This window comes from Micromonospora sp. WMMC273 (assembly GCF_027460285.1).
GTDB classification, from domain to species: Bacteria; Actinomycetota; Actinomycetes; order Mycobacteriales; family Micromonosporaceae; genus Micromonospora; species Micromonospora aurantiaca.
Window position 1 is genome coordinate 1092324 of record NZ_JAPZBE010000001.1, and the last position, 18707, is coordinate 1111030.

Here is an 18707-nt window from a genome sequence, read left to right on the forward strand (position 1 = left end):
CCCGGGCTTCCCCGCCCCGTTGATCATGAAGTTGGCGGCGACAAATCGGACGCAGAACGCCGCCAACTTCATGATCGACGCGCACGGGCGGGGCGGATGGTCAGAAGGCTCGGGTGTACTGGTTGGGCCAAGTTGGGGTGGCGTCCAGCTTGGCGGCGGCGCGGTGCGGCCAGTACGGGTCGCGCAGCAGCTCCCGGCCCAGCAGCACCAGGTCCGCCTCGCCGCCGGCCACGATCTGCTCGGCCTGCTCGGGCTCGACGATCAGGCCCACCGCGCCGGTCGGCACCCCGGCTTCGCGGCGGATCCGGGCGGCCAGCGGCACCTGGTAGCCGGGTCCGACCGGGATGGACGCCCGGACCGCCGCGCCGCCGGAGGACGTGTCGACCAGGTCGACTCCGGCGGCGGCCAGCTCACCGGCGAGCACCACGCTGTCCTCGACGGTCCAGCCGCCGTCGGCCCAGTCGGTGGCGGAGATCCGGGTCAGCACCGGCACCGACTCGCCGACGGCGGCGCGTACCGCGCGGGCCACGTCGAGGGTGAGCCGCATCCGGGCGGCCCGGTCACCGCCCCAGCCGTCGGTGCGCCGGTTGGTCAGCGGGGACAGGAACTCGTGCAGCAGGTAGCCGTGCGCGGCGTGGATCTCCACGGCGGCGAACCCGGCGTCCAGCGCCCGCCCGGCGGCGGTCGCGAAGGCGTCCACCACCGCCGCGATGCCCGACTCGTCCAGCGCGGTCGGCGTGCGGTACTCCGGAACGAACGGCTGGTCACCGGGGCCGACCGGGGTCCAGCCGCCCTCGGCGTCCGGCACGCCGCCGCGCGCCGGCGCCCACGGCCGGTACGTGGACGCCTTGAACCCGGCGTGCGCGAGCTGCACGGCCGGCACCGCACCCTGACCGGCGACGAACGCGGTGATCGGCCGCCACGCGTCGACGTGCGCGCCGGACCACAGGCCGGTGTCCTGCGGGCTGATCCGGCCCTCGGGCACCACTGCCGTCGCCTCGGTGATGACGAGCCCGGCCCCGCCGACGGCGCGGGAACCGAGGTGGACGCGGTGCCAGTCGGTGGGCAGGCCGTCCGGTCCGGCGCTGTACTGGCACATGGGCGCCAGCGCGATCCGGTTGGGCACTGTGACGCCGCGCAGGGCGAGCGGGGTGAACAGGGCGCTCATTGGCGAGGATCCTCCGGTCATGACTTCGGGTGCGCCCCGTTGCGCGGGACGCACCCGAAGAGGTGTGGATCAGGCGGGTACGGGGTCGAGCCGCTCGGTCTCGACCGGCTCGATCAGGTCGCGCTTGCCGGCCGAGTCGTACGCGGCCCGGTCGAGCGTGCCCTCCCGGGCGGCCACGATGGTCGGCACCACGGCCTGCCCGGCCACGTTCGTGGCGGTACGGATCATGTCCAGGATCGGGTCGATGGCCAGCAGCAGACCGGCCCCGGCCAGCGGCAGGCCCAGCGTGCTCAGGGTCAGCGTGAGCATGACGATCGCACCGGTCAGGCCGGCGGTCGCGGCCGAACCGACCACCGAGACGAGCGCGATGAGCAGGTAGTCGGTGACGCCCAGGTTCACGCCGAACACCTGCGCCACGAAGATCGCGGCGAGCGCCGGGTAGATGGCGGCGCAGCCGTCCATCTTCGTGGTGGCGCCGAACGGCACCGCGAAGGAGGCGTACTCGCGGGGGACGCCGAGGCGCTCCACCGAGCGCTGGGTCACCGGCATGGTGCCCACCGAGGAGCGGGAGACGAAGGCCAGCTCGATGGCAGGCCAGGCGCCGGCGAAGAAGCGCAGCGGATTGAGCCTGCCGGCCACGGCGAGCAGCACCGGGTAGACCACGAACAGCACCAGCGCGCAGCCGACGTAGACGGCCGTGGTGAACTTCGCGAGCGGGGCGAGCAGGTCCCAGCCGTACGAGGCGACGGCGTTGCCGATCAGGCCGAGCGTGCCGATCGGGGCGAGCCGGATGACCCACCAGAGCGCCTTCTGCACGATCGACAGCAGCGAGCGGTTGAGCGACACGAACGGCTCGGCGGCGTCGCCGACGAGCAGCGCGGCGGCGCCCACCACCAGGGCGAGGAAGACGATCTGCAGGACGTTGCCCTCGACGAACGCGCCGACCGGGTTGGTCGGGACGATGCCGGTGAGGAAGTCGATCCAGGAGCCGGTGGTCTTCGGTGCGGTGGCGCCGGCCGGGTCCAGGTCGACGCCCCGCCCGGGGTCGGTGAGCAGGCCGATGCCGATGCCGATGCTCACCGCGATGAGGGCGGTGACGGCGAACCAGAGCAGTGTCTTGACGGCGAGCCGGGCGGCGTTGGCGACGCCGCGCAGGCTCACCACGCTGACCACGATGGCGGTGAAGACAAGCGGCGGCACGGCGAGCTTGAGCAGCTGGACGAAGAGGCCGCCGACGGTGTCGAGCGTGCTGGTCAGCCAGGCGAGGTCGGCGGCGCGGGCGAGGAAACCGAGCGCCATGCCGAGCACGAGGCCGAGCAGGATCTGGACGGAGAAGGGAATTCTGCGCAGGGCGGAAGTCATGGGGACGGATCCAAGGTCTGGAGAGGGAAGGCGGGCGTCGGGGGCGTGGAGCTACGCCGGACAGACGCCGCTGGCCTGCCGTCGGAGATCGACGTACAGGCGCTCGGTGAGGCACCAGACATTGGTCATCGTCGCGACACGTTACTCCCGTCCCGGGTCGGAACGGAAGGACCGTCGCCGGTGAGGCTCCTTACAGCCAGGTGGCCGGAGGTGATCAGTCCCCAGGCGGCCACCACGACCAGCAGCACCCGTTCCGACACCCCGAGCAGCGCGCTGCGGCCGACCAGCAGCAGCGCCGCCGCGACCACGACGGCCACCGGCAGCGCCAGTGCCGCGCCGACCGCCGCGATCCGCCGCAGCCCCCGGTCCGCGGCCGGGGAGAACAGCACCACGAGCATGGCGAGCACCACAGCGGCCGTCGCCGCGATGCTGGCCCCGCCGTGCACCAGGTCGGCCACCGTGGGCGCCTCGAACGGCGGCAGCGGGCAGCCCTCGCTGCACGTGACAGCGCCGGAGAGCACAGTGGCGACCGCGCCGACGCCGAGCAGCCCGGCCGCCCCGCGCAACCCCGGCGGCAGCGCCCCGGCGAGCAGCAGCAGCGACGCGGCCACCGAGAAGATCCCGATCCGGTACGCCCCGGCATACCCGCTGTCGGTGATGCCCGCCTCACTCACGTACCCGGCGGGGCCCGGACCGGGACCGGCGACCACCGCAACGGTCACCGCGGCGACGCCTGCGGCCAGGCAGACGCCGGCGAACGCGGCGGCGATCCGGCGGGCCGTGTCCTCAGCCACGTCCGTGCGGGGTGGTCCAGCCGGACAGATCGGGGCCGAGCGGCACGATCCGGGTCGGGTTGATCATGTCGTGGGTGGCGTAGTAGTGCCGCTTGATGTGGTCGAAGTCCACCGTCTCGCCGAAGCCCGGCGTCTGGAACAGGTCCCGCGCGTACGCCCACAGCACCGGCATCTCGGTGAGCTTGCGCTCGTTGCACTTGAAGTGGCCGTGGTACGCCACGTCGAAGCGCACCAGCGTGGTGAACAGGCGCACGTCCGCCTCGGTGATCGCGTCGCCCATCAGGTAGCGCCGACCGGACAGCCGCTCGCTCAGCGCGTCCAGGCGGGCGAACAGCGCGGTGAACGCCTCGTCGTACGCCTCCTGGGAGGTGGCGAAGCCGCACCGGTAGACGCCGTTGTTGACGTCCCGGTGGATCTCCGCCATCAGCGCGTCCATCTCCGGGCGCAGCTCGACCGGGTAGAGATCGGGCGCGTCCGGCGCGTGGAACCGCCGCCACTCGGTCGAGAAGTCCAGCGTGAGCTGCGGATAGTCGTTCGTCACCACCCGCCCGGTGAGCGTGTCCACGAGCGCCGGCACGGTGACCCGGCCGGTGTAGTCCCTGTCGGTGGACAGGTACGCCTCGGACAGGAAACCGATGCCGAGCACCGGGTCGAAGCCGTCCGGGTCGAGCGCGAACCGCCAGCCCCGCTCGTCCCGGATCGGGTCGACGGTGCCCAGCGAGATCACCTCGTCCAGGCCGAGCAGGCCGCGCACGATCCGGGCCCGGTGCGCCCACGGGCAGGCCCGGCACCAGATCAGCCGGTAGCGGCCCGCCTCCAGCGGCCAGCGCCCCGCCTCGTCCGGCCCGCCGCCCTCGGGTGACGTGGAGTGCGGGGTGACCCGGCCGGTGAACCGGTTGGGCTGGCGGACGAACGCGCCGCCGCCGCTTGTCTCTGCGCTGAACTGGGCCCCGGACATGCGGCAAACCTATCCGCTCCGGTCACGGATATCCTGGCGCCGGGTACCCCCACCGACCCCTTCCCACCCCCGAAGGACGTACGCGCGATGACAGTGGCCTATCTCGTTGCCGGAGTCCGTACCCCGATCGGCCGGTACGCCGGCGCCCTGGCCGGGGTCCGCCCGGACGACCTGGCCGCGCACGTCGTCCGCGAGCTGGTGGCCCGCCACCCGTCTGTCGACTGGGCCCGCACCGACGACGTGATCCTGGGCTGCGCCAACCAGGCCGGTGAGGACAACCGCAACGTGGCCCGGATGGCGGCGCTGCTCGGCGGCCTGCCGGAGGAGGTGCCGGGCAGCACCGTCAACCGGCTCTGCGGCTCCGGCCTCGACGCGCTCGCCTCCGCCGCCCGCGCGATCGTCGCCGGGGAGGCCGACCTGGTGGTGGCCGGTGGCGTGGAGAGCATGAGCCGGGCGCCGTTCGTCATGCCGAAGGCGGCCACGCCGTTCGCCCGCACCGCCGAGGTGTACGACACCACGATCGGCTGGCGGCTGGTCAACCCGCTGATGCGCAAGGGCTGGGGCGTCGACTCGATGCCGGAGACGGCGGAGAACGTGGCGGCCGAGTTCGGCGTGGACCGGGCCGCGCAGGACGCCTTCGCGTACCGGTCGCAGCAGCGGGCCGCCAAGGCGCAGGCCGACGGTCGGCTGGCCGAGGAGATCGTCCCGGTGACGGTGCCCGCCGGCAAGCGGGAGTCGAAGCTGGTCGAGGCCGACGAGCACCCGCGCGAGACGACGCTTGCGAAGCTCGCCACGCTGCCCACCCCGTTCCGCGAGGGCGGCACCGTCACCGCAGGCAACTCCTCCGGCGTCAACGACGGCGCCGTCGCGCTGCTCGTCGCCTCCGCGGCCGCCGTCGAACGCTATGGCCTCACCCCGCTGGCCCGGGTACGCGGCGCCGCGTCCGCCGGCGTACCGCCGCGGATCATGGGCATCGGCCCGGTCCCGGCGACCCGCAAGCTGCTCGACCGGACGGGCCTGTCGCTCGTCGACGTGGACGTGATCGAGCTGAACGAGGCGTTCGCCGCGCAGTCCGTGGCGGTGCTGCGTGAGCTGGGCCTGCCGGAGGACGCCGAGCACGTCAACCCCGGCGGCGGTGCCATCGCGTTGGGTCACCCGCTCGGTGCCAGCGGCGCCCGGCTGGCGTTGACCGCCGCGCTGGAACTACGCCGGCGGGGCGGCCGGCGGGCGCTCGCCACCATGTGCATCGGCGTCGGCCAGGGCATCTCGCTGCTGCTGGAATCGGCCGGCTGAACCGGGCCGCCGGCATCGCCCGCTGTGGATCTCCCGAACCCCGCCGTACCGGCCTAGAGTGGTCTGGACCACATGATCCGCCATCGACGGCGGACGACGACCTGGGGGACCGAGCGATGCAGACGCCGGAGAGCCTGCCCACCGAGATCGACCTGAGCCGGCCGAGCGCCGCTCGGGTCTACGACTACTTCCTCGGTGGGGCGCACAACTTCGAGATCGACCGGCAGCTCGCCGAACAGATCGCGGCCATGACGCCGAACCTGGCCGCCACCATGCGCGCCGGGCGGGAGTTCCTGCGCCGGGCCGTACGGGTGCTGCTCGACGCCGGCATCGACCAGTTCCTCGACATCGGCTCCGGCATCCCCACCGTCGGCAACGTGCACGAGGTCGCCCAGGCCGCCAACGCGGACGCCCGGATCGTGTACGTCGACATCGACCCGGTCGCCGTGGCGCACAGCCACGAACTGCTCGCCGGCAACGACCGGGCCACCGCGGTCCTGGCCGACCTGCGCGAGCCGAAGCTGATCCTGGACCACGCCGCCGCCAGCGGCCTGATCGACTTCGACCGGCCGCTGGGCATCCTGCTCGCCGGCGTGGTGCACTTCGTACCCGACGCCGACCGCCCGGCCGACATCCTGGCCACCCTGCGCGCCGCCGCCGCGCCCGGCAGCTACCTGGTCATCTCCCACTCCACGTTCGAGGACCAGCCGCAGGAGATGCTGGACGCGCAGCGGCTGTCGGCGCGTACCGCCACCGAGATCACGCTGCGCTCGCGGGCCGAGATCACCGGCTTCTTCGGCGACTGGACGATCCTCGAACCGGGCGTGGTGCACATGCCGCTGTGGCGGCCCGACTCCCCGTCGGACGTGGACGAGCACCCGGAGCGGTTCGGGGCCTTCGGCGGCGTCGCCCGGCACGACCGCGCCGCCGGCTGAACCCCATGCGCGCCCCGGACAGCGACGGGGGAGACGTCAGCCGGCCCGGCGCCGCCGCGTACGCCGCCGAGTGGGCTCGCGCGGTGCGTCGCATCGGGTTCGTGCCGCTGAGCGCGGCCGAGACCGAGCGCCTGCTGGTGCCGCTCACCGAGCGGCTCGGCGAGGCCCTGCTCGCCCCCACCTTCTCCGCCGGCCCGGCGGAGGAGGTGGGGCGTGCCCTGGTCCAGGCGCACCTCACCGAGCCGGGCGTGCTCGACTGGTCGGTGCAGGCGCTCGGTGACCGGTTCCTGCCCTGGGTGCTGCCGTCACGCACCGAGTCGCCGGAGCTGCGCGAGCGGGTGGCGCTGCTGCAGGGCGCGTTCGCTGCCGGGTTCGCCCGCGCGCTGCGCGACCGGGTCTTCAGCCAGCAGGAGCGGATCGCCCGGTCGGCGTGGCAGGCCCGGGACACCGTCGAGCAGGCGCTGCGCGACAGCGAGGCCCGCTTCCGGGCGGTCTTCACCGGCGCCGTCATCGGCATCGGCATCGCCGGGGTGGACGGGCAGATCATCGAGGTCAACCAGGCGTTCGCGGACATGCTCGGCTACACCGTCGCGGAGATGCGGCGGATGAACGTGTCGGCGCTGGCCTATGCCGACGACGCGGCCGGGATGTGGGAGCTGTACAAGGAGCTGATCGAGGGCAAGCGGGACAGCGCCCGGGTGGAGAAGCGCTACTACCGCAAGGACGGCAGCGTGGTCTGGACCGACCTCGCGGTCTCGCTGATCCGGCACGACGACGGCCGGCCCCGGTTCACCGTCGCGATGGTGGAGGACATCACCCAGCGGTACGAGCTGCAGCAGCGGCTGCGCTTCCAGGCGCTGCACGACCCGCTGACCGGCCTGCCCAACCGGACGCTGTTCTTCGAACAACTCGGCGAGGTCTTCGACGGCGCCGGCCCGGACCAGCGCGTCGGCCTCTGCTTCATCGACCTGGACGGCTTCAAGGCGGTGAACGACAGCCTCGGCCACGACCTGGGCGACCGGCTGCTCAAGGTGATCGCCCGCCGGCTCAGCGACTGCGTGGCCGGGCGCGGTCACCTGGTGGCCCGGATGGGCGGCGACGAGTTCGTCATCCTGGTCGACTCCGACGGCGGCATCGACGACGCGGTGGAGGTCGCCGAACTGGCCCTGGCCGCGGTGTCCGCGCCGGTGCACGTCGGCGACCAGCAGCTGGCCGTATCGGCGAGCATCGGCATCGTGGAGTGCCCGGCGGCGGAGACGAGCGTCGGTGACCTGATGAAGGCCGCCGACACCACGCTCTACTGGGCCAAGGCGGAGGGCCGGGGCCGCTGGGCGGTGTACGACCCGGAGCGCAGCGCCGCCGACATCGCCCGTTCCGCGCTGGCCGCGAACCTGCCCGCCGCGCTGGACCGGGGCGAGTTCGTGCTGCACTACCAGCCGATCGTGTCGCTGCTGGACGGCACGATGGTGGCGGTCGAGGCGCTGGTGCGCTGGCAGCACCCGGAGCTGGGACTGATCGGGCCGGACCGCTTCATCGGGCTGGCCGAGGAGACCGGCCTGATCGTCCGGCTCGGCGCCTGGGTGCTGCGTCAGGCGTGCCGCGACGCCGAGTCGTGGCGGCGTGCGTACCCGGACACCACGCCGGTGGTCAGCGTCAACCTGGCCGCCCGGCAGGCCGACGACCCGGCCATCGTGGAGACGGTGGCCGAGGCGTTGCAGCACACCGGCCTGCCGGCCGAGCTGTTGCAGCTGGAGCTGACCGAGAGCGCCGTCATGGGCAGCGCCGGTGAGCCGCTGCGGACGCTGCACCAGCTCGCCGGCCTCGGGCTGCGGCTGGCTATCGACGACTTCGGCACCGGCTACTCGAACCTGGCGTACCTGCGGCGGCTGCCGATCCACTGCGTGAAGCTGGCCGGCCCGTTCGTCGAGGGGATAAAGGGTGACGGCGGGGACGTGGCCGCCGACCACCGGGACGAGCGGATCGTGGACGCGCTGGTCCGGCTGGCGCACGCGCTGGAGCTGTCGGTGACGGCCGAGGCGGTGGAGACCGAGGTACAGGCCGAACGGCTGCGCGCGCTGCGCTGCGACACCGGGCAGGGCCGGCTGTTCGGCGCACCCGTGCCCGCCGACGGCATCCGCGCCCGCCTGGGCGGGTAGGAGAGAACTGTGAGCCTTACCGATTCGCAGGCCGTGGTGTCGGTGGTCGCCGCGCTGGCGATCGTCGCCGGCCTGGCCGGAGTGATCGTGCCGGGGCTGCCGGCTCTGCCGCTGTGCTGGGGCGGGGTGCTGGTGTGGACGCTGTTCGGCGACGCCGGGCCGGGCCGCTGGGCGGTGCTCGCCGCCGCCACCGCGATCGCCGCCGGCGGCACCGTGCTCAAGTACCTCTGGCCGGGGCGCAACCTGAAGCGGACCGGCGTGCCCACCACGTCGCTGCTGGCCGGCGGACTGCTCGGCGTGGTCGGGTTCTTCGTGATCCCGGTGATCGGGCTGCCGATCGGCTTCGTCGGCGGGATCTTCGGCGCGGAACGGCTGCGGCTGGGCGATACCCGCCTCGCCTGGCCGGCCACGGTGCAGGCACTCAAGGCGGCCGGGCTGTCGATGGTCCTGGAGTTCACCGCCGGCCTGATGATCGCCGCGCTGTGGGTCGCGGGGCTGCTGTTCGTCTAGAGGTGCGGCGGCGCGGGGCGTCCGGAGGGTACGGCAGTTCGCCGTACATCAGTGAGAGAGAGGTGGACGCCGCGCGCCGCCGCGGACCGGGCGTTGCCGAGCGCCCGGTGCCGGCCCGTCGGGTCGGGCCTGGTCACGCCCACAATGATGCCCCGGGTGGGATCGGGCGACAACGCAATTACCGGGGTACGTATTGACCACCTTGATCGGCCGGGAGCACACTGCGAGCACTCGCACGAGCATCGCCTCGAGGAGGTGTGCAGTGGCCACGACGCCCGCGCCGACCGCCGAGCAGCCGATGGACGACGACGCCCGACGACTCGCCGAACTCGGCTACAAACAGGAGCTGCGCCGCAAGTGGAGCGGCTTCTCCAACTTCGCGATCTCGTTCTCCATCATCTCGATCCTGGCCGGCTGCTTCACCACGTTCGGTCAGGCGTGGAACAACGGCGGCCCGGTGGCGATCTCCTGGGGCTGGCCGCTGATCTCGCTGTTCATCCTGATCATCGGCTTCTGCCTGGCCGAACTGGTGTCCGCGTACCCGACAGCGGGCGGGATCTACTGGTGGGCGGCGACGATGGGCCGGCCGGTGCACGGCTGGTTCACCGGCTGGCTCAACCTGATCGGGCTGGTCGCGGTGACCGCGTCGGTCGACTACGGCTGCGCCACGTTCCTCAACTTGACGCTGTCGGCGTTGTTCGACGGCTGGGCCGGCACCGGGCACCAGACGTTCGGGCTGTTCGTGGTGATCCTCGCGCTGCACGGGCTGATCAACATCTACGGGCACCGGATCATCGACGTACTCCAGAACGTCTCGGTCTGGTGGCACGTGGCCGGCGCGGCCGCCGTGGTGCTGATCCTGGTCCTGGTCCCGGACAACCACCAGAGCTTCCAGTTCGTGTTCACCGAGCGGTTCAACAACTCCGGCTTCGGGGACGGCGACACCGGCGGGCTGGCGTTCTGGTTCTACGTGCTGCCACTGGGTTTCCTGCTCACGCAGTACACGATCACCGGCTTCGACGCCTGCGCGCACGTCTCCGAGGAGACCCGGGGCGCGTCCAAGGCCGCCGCGCAGGGGCTGTGGCGGTCGATCTTCTACTCGGCGGTGGGTGGCTGGATCCTGCTGCTGGCGTTCCTGTTCGCGGCCACCGACGTGGACGCCATAAACGAGGCGGGCGGCTTCTCCGGGGCGATCTTCGAGAGCGCGCTGACGCCGTTCTTCTTCAAGGCCGTCATCATCATCTCCACCATCGGGCAGTTCTTCTGCGGCATGAGCTGCGTGACGTCGATGTCGCGGATGGCGTACGCGTTCAGCCGGGACCGCGCGGTGCCCGGCTGGAGACTCTGGTCGAAGGTGAACCGCAACGGCACGCCCGTCAACGCCATCATCGGCGCGACGCTGGCCGGGCTGGTGCTCACGCTGCCCGCGCTCTACCAGCGTGGCGGCATCCCGGTCGCGTTCTACGCGGTGGTGTCTGTCGCGGTGATCGGGCTGTACCTGTCCTTCATCATCCCGATCTTCCTGCGGCTGCGGATGGGCGACCGGTTCACCCCGGGCCCGTGGACGCTCGGCCGCCGCTACAAGCTGCTCGGCTGGATCGCGGTGGTCGAGATCGCGGTCATCTCGGTCTACTTCGTGCTGCCGATCGTCCCGGCGGGTGTACCAGGCAACCCCGACTTCAGCTGGACGGCGGTGAACTACGCGCCCATCGCCATCGGTGGCGTACTGCTCGGCGTCGCCATCTGGTGGTACGCCTCGGCCCGCAAGTGGTTCACCGGCCCGCGCCGCACCGTCGACCAGGCCGAACCCGAACCCGAGCCCGCCGAGCCGTCGTAGCTGTCGGTGGGTCCTGCCATCATCCGGTAATGGACTCGGAAGCGGTGGTACGCGCGTTGTGGGAGCGCATGCAGGCCCGGGACTGGGCCGGCGTCGGCGAGCTGCTGGCCGACGACGTGGTGGTGGAGTGGCCGGCCAGCGCCGAGCGGATCGTGGGCCGCGACAACTACGTGAAGATCAACGCCGAGTACCCGGAGGGCTGGTCGATCCGGGTACTGCGGGTGGTGGCGGCGGGCGAGACGGTCGTGTCCGAAGTGGAGGTGCCGCACGAGGGGATGGGCGTGCACCGGGTCGCGTCGTTCTGGACCGTGCGCGACGGGCGGATCGTCGACGGTCGGGAGTACTGGACGAGCCTCGGTGCGGACCCGTCCCCGCAGTGGCGGTCCGCCTGGGTCCGGCCGATGTGACGCGTCAGCGTCGGCACCTCGGATCGCGGCGAGTCAGTCGCGATCCGTGGAGGCGTTCGCGCGGGCTTCCAACCGCCGGAACTCCGGCGAGCTGACCGTACGCAACGTCACCGCGATCACCAGGGCACACAGCGCTGCCCCGCCCCAGAAGACCGCTCTGACGCCGATCAGTTCCGCGGTGAAGCCGGCGAGCAGAGCCCCGAGCGGCATCGATCCCCAGCTGGTCAGGCGACTCACCCCGCTGTAGCGCCCCATCATCGCATCGGGGACGACGAGCGCGCGCAGTGAGCTGTAGGTGACGTTCCAGGCGCCGCTGCCGGCGCCGCCCAGGAGGGTGGTCACGGCGATCAGCGGGGGTGACGAGGAGATCGCCGGTGCCGCCAGCAGCACGGCGAAACAGGCCATCGACGCGGTGAGGACGACCGGCCTTCCCAGCCGGCGGGTGAGCGCCGGCGCGACACCGGCGCCCAGCACGCCGCCCACTCCCAGGGCGCCGATCAGCAGTCCGTACTCCGAGCGGCTGAGGTCCAGCGGTCCGGGCGCGACCGCATAGACGACGATGACCGACATCCACGCCGCCCAGCAGCCACTCGCCGCGCCGGCTACCAGCAGCAGCGTCCGCAACACCCGCTCCCGCCACACGTACCGGACGCCCTCCCGGATGTCGGCACGAAGGCCGGACGCGCTCGGCGTCGAGCCGGGGTGGCGGTTGCTGCGATAGGGACCGGTCATGAGCGCCAAGGCGAGCAGCGCGCCGGCGTAGCCGACGCCTCCGGCGCCGAGCGCGACGGCCAGCCCGGCGGCAGCCAGCAGCCCGCCCAGAGGAGGCCCGATGAACTCGTTGGCGACGGTCTCGGTCGCGGTCAACTTGGCGTACGCGGACTCCATGCGGTTCCGGGGGACGACCATCGGCACCACCGACATCCGGGTGGTGTCGGTGAACACCTCGGCGATGCCGAGTGCCAGTGCTCCCGCGTACAGGCCGGCCAGCGGCAGCGCGTCCGCGAGGAAGCCGGCGACGAGCACGGCCAGGATCAGGGCGCGCACGACGGTCGAGGCCATGATCAGGCGTCGGCGGTCGACCCGGTCGGCGAGGACGCCGGCGGGCAGCGAGAACAACAGCCAGGGCAGGGTGTTGGCCAGAGTGGTGCCGGCGACCAGTGCGGGGGAGTCCGTCATCGACACGGCCACCAGGGGCAGGGTCAGCTTGACGACGCCGTCGGCCAGGTTGGTGATCCCGACACCGGCCCACAACGCCCTGAAGTTCCGCCCGCCCACGGTCCGCGGTTCGGTCGACTGAATGACGCTCTGCATGGCCGGCAGCTTGAGGTATCGCGCGGTGCGACCCTAGAGTTTCGACTGGAGGCGAAACGTGGCGGTGTTCCTGGTCGACGCAGAAGTGATGGCGCAGGCACGTTTCGGCACGTCACAACTCACCGAGACGTTGGGGGCGCTCAACATCCTGCGCCGAGGTCAGCCGCTTCCGTGGCACCGGGCCTGGCGGGACCAGCACGCCGACGCATTCCGAGGTTTCCTCGACGGCGACCCCGTGACCGCGGCCATCGTGGCGCACGCCATGTCGCCCTCCTGGATGGCCGACTTCATGACGGTGCCTCCCGCCCGTCCGAACATGACGCTCGACGACGAGATCGTGGCGCTGGAATCGCTGCCGGACGAGCGGATCCGAGCGGATCTGGCCCGCGTACGCTCCCCGCTGCCCCCCGAGTTGCGCGGTCCAGGGTTGGCGGGCCGGGCTGCTGCTCTGCTGCGCTGGGTCTGGCACCACACGATCGAGGCGGACTGGCCGCGCCGGCAATCGGTACTGCGCGCCGACGTGGTGTCCCGGATCTCCCGCCTGGGCAGGGACGGATGGGCCGGGGTCATCGACGACATGCGGCCGGGCATGTGCTGGCTCGGCGACGGCCGGTTGCAGGTCGAGGAACGGCCCTACCCGCCGTTCGACGTACGGGGCGGGGAGCTGACCTTCTTCGCGGCCCACTGCCGGGGAGGCTGGGTCTCCTGGAGGTTGCCCGACCGGTTCGGGATCGTCTATCCGGTGACGGGGATCTTCGCCGGGGCGCCTCTCGGCACGCCGGATCCTCTGCGGCGTCTGCTCGGTGACGCACGGAGCCGGATCCTGGTGCAGGCGGCCGAACCGATCAGCACCACCGCATTGGTCGCCGCGACCGAACTGCCACTGGGCACTGTCGGGGGTCACCTGCGCGTGCTGACGGAGGCCGGCCTGCTTCAGAAGCGCCGGTCGGGCCGCGAGGTCTTCTACTGGTGGACCGACGCGGCCCGGGCGCTCGTGGCCGGTGCCTCATCGTTCTGACGTGACTGATCCCGGGCCGCGCTGTCCGCGTACCCCCGGGTCAGCTCGTGGGGCGACGGTGGGTGAGCGGTAAACGGAGGACGCGGTCGTCGGCCGCCGTCGTGCCGCGACCGTCGAGGTTGCTCGTCGCCACCCACAGCGGGCCGCCCTGCGGCGGCTGAGCTGGGCCCCGCCTACCGCAGAAATGGGCCCGACCCGCGTGCTCGCCGGTCGGGCTCTCGTTCACGGCACGCGGCTTGGTCCGGTCACAACCGGCCGCACAGCGCGTTCTGGATCAGCGTGTCGGCGCCGCGTTGCTGCCCGAGCATGTGGTCCAGCGAGTCGCCGAGCGAGGCGGACATGGACACGACGGCGCTGCGCCGGCCGTCGTCGCTGACGCCGGTGACGGTGATGTAGCCGCCGTCGCCGCCGTCGTGGCCCCAGTAGACGCCCCCGCAGGGCAGCGGGCGGCTGACCAGGCCGAGCCCGTAGCGGCCGCCCGGCCAGATCGCGCCGATGTCCTCGTTGATCTCGACCGTGCGTCTCATCTCGGCCAGTTGTGCGGGGCGCAACAGCCGGCCGCCCAGCAGGGCCCGGAAGAACCGGTCGAGGTCTCGGGTGCTGGAGACGATGGAGTCCGGGTCGACCAGAACCTGCTCGGTGACGTCCACCAGCTCACCGGTCTCGAACAGTTGGTATGCCCGGGCGTGCGGGCGGGGCAGGGACGGCGAGGTGCCGGGCCAGGTGGTGTCGTGCAGGCCGAGCGGACTGACGATCCGGTCGGTGGCCTCCTGTCGCAGCGACCGGCCGGTGACCCGCTCGATGATCATGCCAGCCAGGACGAAGCCGGTGTTGGAGTAGTTCCAGCTCGCTCCGGGTTCGAAGTCCGGCCGGTGGTTCATCGCCCGCGCCACGAGTTGCTCGCGTGTGTAGACGTCGTACCGCTGCTGGAGGTATTCCTCGGGTGTGGTGTAGCCGGGCAGGTCGTCGTGGATGCCGCTGGTGTTCTGCAGGAGGTGACGCACGGTGATCCGGTGGCCGTCGTTGCCGTTGCCGCGGACCACGCCCGGTAGCCACCGCTCGACTGTGTCGTCGAGGGACAGCCGGTGCTCCTCGACCAGTTGTAGGAGGACGGCGGCTTCGAACGCCTTGCGGGTACTCGCGATCCGGAAGCGCCCGGTCGGTGGCACCGGGCGTCCGGTGGCCCGGTCGGCGACGCCGCTGGTGGCGACGAGGTGCCGGCCGTCGGCGGTGGTCACCCGGGCTTGGACGCCGGTCACCCCGAGGGCGTGGATCGCGTCGGTGTCCCGTTGCAGCCGCCTGTCCGGGTGACCCGGACGGGTCGCCGATCCTTCCGCGGGGCCGAGCCCGGTGACCGCGACTCCGAGGGCGACAAGTCCGGCCGCCGCACCCGACGCGACTCGTCGTAGCGAGGGAATTCTGCTGTTCGATCTCATGCCGTCGACGCTAGGAGCGGCTTCGGCGCGGGCCGATACCTCGTACCACCGCATTTCAGGTACAGCTGCCTGTAGTGCCCCGGGCGGCAGTCGCCGGGCAGACTTGGCGCCGGGCCGGGACACCGCCCCGCCGGTACGCGGAAAGGCATGCTGTGACGTCAGGACGACGATGGGTGCAGGTGTGGCGTGCTGGCGTGTTCCTGCTGGCGGCACTGGCCACCGGAATCGCGACGTTGTGTGCGCTGCCGCTGCTGTGCCATCCGAGGCTCGCCCGGCGGTGGGCGAACTGGCACCGGAGCCGAGCCGGCCGCCTGCTCGGGACGCCCTTGGCGGCACGTCCCGCCCTGCCCGTGCCGGGCCGCCGGGCCTGGGCCGATCCGGCCACGCTCCGCGACCTGCTCTGGCTGCCGGTGAACGCCCTCACCGGGACGGTGTTCGGTCTGCTCACGCTGTTGTGCGTAGGCAACCTCGTGCCCGCCGCGGTCGCCACACCGCTGTGGTGGGCGTTCGCGCCGGAAGAACGGCCCCGGCTGTTCATCGACATCCCGGTTACCGGCTGGACGTCGGCTCTCACCCTCGGCCCCCTGCAGATGCTCCTGCTCGCGGCGCTGGCGTACCTGGCCCTGCCGCCGATCGCCCGCGCGCACGCCCGGATCTGTCTGGCGGTGCTGTCGCACTCCACGACCGAACAGCTCGCCGACCGGGTCGCCGTGCTGACCCGTACCCGGGCGGACGTGCTCGACGCGCACGGCGCGGAGCTGCGCCGGATCGAGCGCGACCTGCACGACGGCACCCAGGCCCGGCTGGTGGCCATCGCCATGCGGTTGGCCGTGGCCCGACGGGCGCTGTACGACAACCCCCGGAACGAGCAGCTCCTGGAGGATCTTCTCCGGGACGCCCACGAAGGAACCGAGGAGGCGATGACCGAACTCCGTGAGGTGATCCGCACCGTCTACCCGCCGATCCTCGCCGACCGCGGCCTGACCGGGGCGTTGACCGCGGTGACGGCCCGCTGCGGCGTGCCGACCCGGCTGGACGTCGGCGACCTCGACACCGTGCCGGCGGCGGTGGAGGCCGTCGTCTACTTCGCCGTTGCCGAGGCGCTCACCAACGTCACCAAGCACAGCCGGGCGACAGCGGCCGGCATCACGGTGACCCGCAGGGCCGACCGGTTGTCGGTGGCGATCACCGACAACGGCGTCGGCGGCGCCGACGATCGGGTCGGCACCGGCCTGGCTGGAATCCGTCGCCGCGTGCTCGCGCTCGACGGGGCCGTCGACGTCGACAGCCCGGCCGGCGGGCCGACGACGATCACCTTGGAGCTGCCGTGCAGGTTGTGATCGCCGAAGACAACGTGCTGCTGGCCACCGGGCTGAAACTGCTGCTCAACAGCGTCGGATTCGACACCGTCGCCATCGCGGGCGACGCGGCGGGCTTCCTCACCGCCGTGCGGGACCACCGGCCGGACATTGTCATTGTCGATGTCCGGTTGCCGCCGTCGTTCCGCGACGAGGGCATCCGGGCCGCACTGAAGGCCCGTCGACAGCATCCCGACCTGCCGGTCCTGGTGCTGTCGCAGTACGTCGAGCAGCAGTACGCCGCAGAACTCCTCGCCACCACCGGCGGCGGTGTCGGCTACCTCCTCAAGGATCGGGTCAGCCGGGTGGACGAGTTCGTCGACGCGCTGCGCCGGGTGGCCGCCGGTGGCACCGCCATGGACACCGAGGTCGTCGCCCAACTCCTGGCCCGCCGCCGGGACCCCATCTCCGTCCTCACGCCCCGCGAACGCGAGGTGCTCGCGCTGATGGCCCAGGGACACGACAACACCGCCATCGCCGACCGGCTCGTCATCACCGACAACGGCGTACACAAGCACATCGGCAACATCTTCACCAAGCTGGGCCTCGCCGTGACCGACAGCGGCCACCGCCGCGTCCTGGCCGTTCTCACCTACCTCAACGGGGCGGGCGGGCCTCCGCCCTCGACCGATCGCGTTTGCGACGGTGGCCGCAGGGGGCATTGACGGTGATCCGGTTCTGCCAGTAGACCTTGGTGATGGAGGCGCGTCGATGAGGAAAACTCCGTTCTCGCTGGAGCAGCTGCGGGTCGCCGTCGCCGAGGGTGAGATCGACACGGTGGTGCTCGCGCTCACCGACATGCAGGGGCGCTTGCAGGGCAAGCGGTTCCACGCGCCCTACTTCCTCGACCAGGTGGTCTCGCACGGCAGCGAGGGCTGCAACTACCTGCTCGCCGTGGACGTCGACATGAACACCGTCGACGGGTACGCGATGTCGAGCTGGGAACGCGGCTACGGCGACTTCGCCATGCGCCCCGACCTGGATACGCTGCGCCGGATGCCCTGGCAGCCCGGCTCCGCGCTGCTGCTGGCCGACCTGGAGTGGCTGGACGGCTCCGGCCCGGTGGTCGCCTCGCCCCGGCAGATCCTGCGCCGCCAGCTCGACCGGCTGGCCGCGCACGGGCTGACCGCGTACGCCGGCACCGAGCTGGAGTTCGTGCTCTACCGCGACTCGTACGAGGAGGCGTGGCGGCGCGGCTACCGCGACCTGACCCCGGCCAACCAGTACAACGTGGACTACTCGCTGCTCGGCACCGCCCGGGTCGAGCCGCTGCTGCGCCGCATCCGCACCGAGATGGCCGGCGCCGGGCTCACCCCGGAGAGCGCGAAGGGCGAGTGCAACCTCGGCCAGCACGAGATCGCCTTCCGGTACGACGAGGCGGTGCGCTGCGCCGACCACCACGTCATCTACAAGAACGGCGCGAAGGAGATCGCCGCCCAGGAGGGCATGGCGATCACGTTCATGGCCAAGCCGAACGAGCGGGAGGGCAACTCCTGCCACATCCACTTCTCGCTGCGCGACGCCTCCGGCTCGTCGGCGATGCTGGGGGACGGGCCGGCGCACCTGAGCGTCACCGGGCAGCGGGTGCTGGCCGGGTTGCTCGCCACCATGCGCGAGTTCAGCCTGTTCTTCGCGCCGAACATCAACTCCTACAAGCGCTACCAGCCCGGCTCGTTCGCGCCGACCGCGTTGCGCTGGGGCACCGACAACCGCACCTGTGCGTTGCGGCTGGTCGGGCACGGGCAGGGGATGCGGGTGGAGAACCGGGTGCCGGGGGCCGACGTCAACCCGTACCTGGCGATCGCCGCGCTGGTGGCCGGCGCGGTGCACGGGATCGAGAACGAGCTGGAACTGGGCGACGAGTGCACCGGGAACGCGTACGACGACCCGGACGCCGAGCGGGTGCCCACCACGTTGCGTGACGCGCTGGACCTGTGGCAGCGCTCCGAGGTGGCCCGGGAGGCGTTCGGCGACGAGGTGGCCGCCCACTACGCCAACCAGGCGAAGGTCGAGCTGACCGCCTTCGACGCTGCGGTGACGGACTGGGAGCTGACTCGTGGCTTCGAACGCCTCTGACCCGCCGTCGCGCCCCGCTGTCCACGTCGATCTTGCACTTGCGGCCCCCGGCCGGGGTGTTGTGCGGCTTTTGCCGGGGCAGCAA

16 protein-coding genes are annotated in these 18707 nt (G+C 72.0%); 10 read left to right on the plus strand and 6 right to left on the minus strand.

Annotation, left to right across the window (positions count from 1 at the left end; translation table 11 throughout):
- Positions 1–100 precede the first annotated feature (100 nt).
- From O7611_RS05315 to O7611_RS05330, 4 genes are all read right to left on the minus strand, one after another.
- Positions 101–1168, minus strand: a complete 1068-nt coding sequence (locus tag O7611_RS05315; protein ID WP_269696298.1) for an NADH:flavin oxidoreductase/NADH oxidase — start codon at positions 1166–1168, stop codon at positions 101–103.
- Between the two features lie 69 nt (positions 1169–1237).
- Positions 1238–2518 carry a dicarboxylate/amino acid:cation symporter gene (locus O7611_RS05320; RefSeq protein WP_269698050.1) on the minus strand — a complete coding sequence of 427 codons (1281 nt, stop codon included), beginning with the start codon at positions 2516–2518 and terminating at the stop codon, positions 1238–1240.
- Between the two features lie 137 nt (positions 2519–2655).
- Positions 2656–3324, minus strand: a complete 669-nt coding sequence (locus tag O7611_RS05325) for a DUF998 domain-containing protein (RefSeq protein ID WP_269696299.1) — start codon at positions 3322–3324, stop codon at positions 2656–2658.
- A complete protein-coding gene (locus O7611_RS05330) occupies positions 3317–4282 on the minus strand; it encodes a glutathione S-transferase family protein (protein WP_269696300.1) in 966 nt (321 codons plus the stop codon). Before O7611_RS05330 ends, O7611_RS05325 begins: the two co-directional genes overlap by 8 nt.
- A gap of 87 nt (positions 4283–4369) precedes the next feature.
- Here O7611_RS05330 and pcaF point away from each other — a divergent pair, with 87 nt between their 5' ends.
- From pcaF to O7611_RS05360, 6 genes are all read left to right on the plus strand, one after another.
- Positions 4370–5575, plus strand: a complete 1206-nt coding sequence (pcaF, locus tag O7611_RS05335; protein ID WP_194799762.1) for a 3-oxoadipyl-CoA thiolase — start codon at positions 4370–4372, stop codon at positions 5573–5575.
- Between the two features lie 116 nt (positions 5576–5691).
- Positions 5692–6510, plus strand: a complete 819-nt coding sequence (locus O7611_RS05340) for an SAM-dependent methyltransferase (protein ID WP_194799763.1) — start codon at positions 5692–5694, stop codon at positions 6508–6510.
- A 5-nt stretch (positions 6511–6515) separates the two neighbouring features.
- Positions 6516–8666 (plus strand): putative bifunctional diguanylate cyclase/phosphodiesterase, encoded by a 2151-nt coding sequence (locus tag O7611_RS05345; RefSeq protein WP_194799764.1) that lies wholly within the window; start codon positions 6516–6518, stop codon positions 8664–8666.
- Positions 8667–8675: 9 nt separating this feature from the next.
- Positions 8676–9176 carry a DUF456 domain-containing protein gene (locus O7611_RS05350; RefSeq protein WP_194799765.1) on the plus strand — a complete coding sequence of 167 codons (501 nt, stop codon included), beginning with the start codon at positions 8676–8678 and terminating at the stop codon, positions 9174–9176.
- Positions 9177–9438: 262 nt separating this feature from the next.
- Complete coding sequence (locus tag O7611_RS05355) at positions 9439–11013, plus strand: amino acid permease (RefSeq protein ID WP_194799766.1); 1575 nt, start codon at positions 9439–9441, stop codon at positions 11011–11013.
- Positions 11014–11042: 29 nt separating this feature from the next.
- On the plus strand, positions 11043–11420 hold the full coding sequence (locus tag O7611_RS05360; protein ID WP_194799767.1) for a nuclear transport factor 2 family protein: 378 nt from the start codon (positions 11043–11045) through the stop codon (positions 11418–11420).
- 33 nt (positions 11421–11453) lie between these two features.
- Here O7611_RS05360 and O7611_RS05365 read toward each other — a convergent pair whose 3' ends face one another.
- Entirely contained in the window at positions 11454–12734 is a 1281-nt protein-coding gene (locus O7611_RS05365; RefSeq protein ID WP_194799768.1) for an MFS transporter, read from the minus strand.
- A 58-nt stretch (positions 12735–12792) separates the two neighbouring features.
- Here O7611_RS05365 and O7611_RS05370 point away from each other — a divergent pair, with 58 nt between their 5' ends.
- Positions 12793–13752: an ArsR/SmtB family transcription factor gene (locus O7611_RS05370; RefSeq protein WP_269696301.1), complete on the plus strand. Its 960-nt coding sequence runs from the start codon at positions 12793–12795 to the stop codon at positions 13750–13752.
- 245 nt (positions 13753–13997) lie between these two features.
- Here O7611_RS05370 and O7611_RS05375 read toward each other — a convergent pair whose 3' ends face one another.
- Entirely contained in the window at positions 13998–15188 is a 1191-nt protein-coding gene (locus O7611_RS05375) for a serine hydrolase domain-containing protein (protein ID WP_194799770.1), read from the minus strand.
- Positions 15189–15367: 179 nt separating this feature from the next.
- On the opposite strand from O7611_RS05375, the gene O7611_RS05380 reads away from it, so the two are divergent.
- Genes O7611_RS05380 through O7611_RS05390 form a run of 3 tightly spaced genes read left to right on the plus strand, consistent with a single transcriptional unit; the run spans position 15368 to position 18622 of the window.
- A complete protein-coding gene (locus O7611_RS05380) occupies positions 15368–16528 on the plus strand; it encodes a sensor histidine kinase (RefSeq protein ID WP_269696302.1) in 1161 nt (386 codons plus the stop codon).
- Entirely contained in the window at positions 16516–17211 is a 696-nt protein-coding gene (locus tag O7611_RS05385) for a response regulator (RefSeq protein ID WP_194799772.1), read from the plus strand. The genes O7611_RS05380 and O7611_RS05385 overlap by 13 nt, the downstream gene beginning before the upstream one ends.
- 46 nt (positions 17212–17257) lie before the next feature.
- Entirely contained in the window at positions 17258–18622 is a 1365-nt protein-coding gene (locus O7611_RS05390; RefSeq protein ID WP_194799773.1) for a glutamine synthetase family protein, read from the plus strand.
- Positions 18623–18707 lie beyond the last annotated feature (85 nt).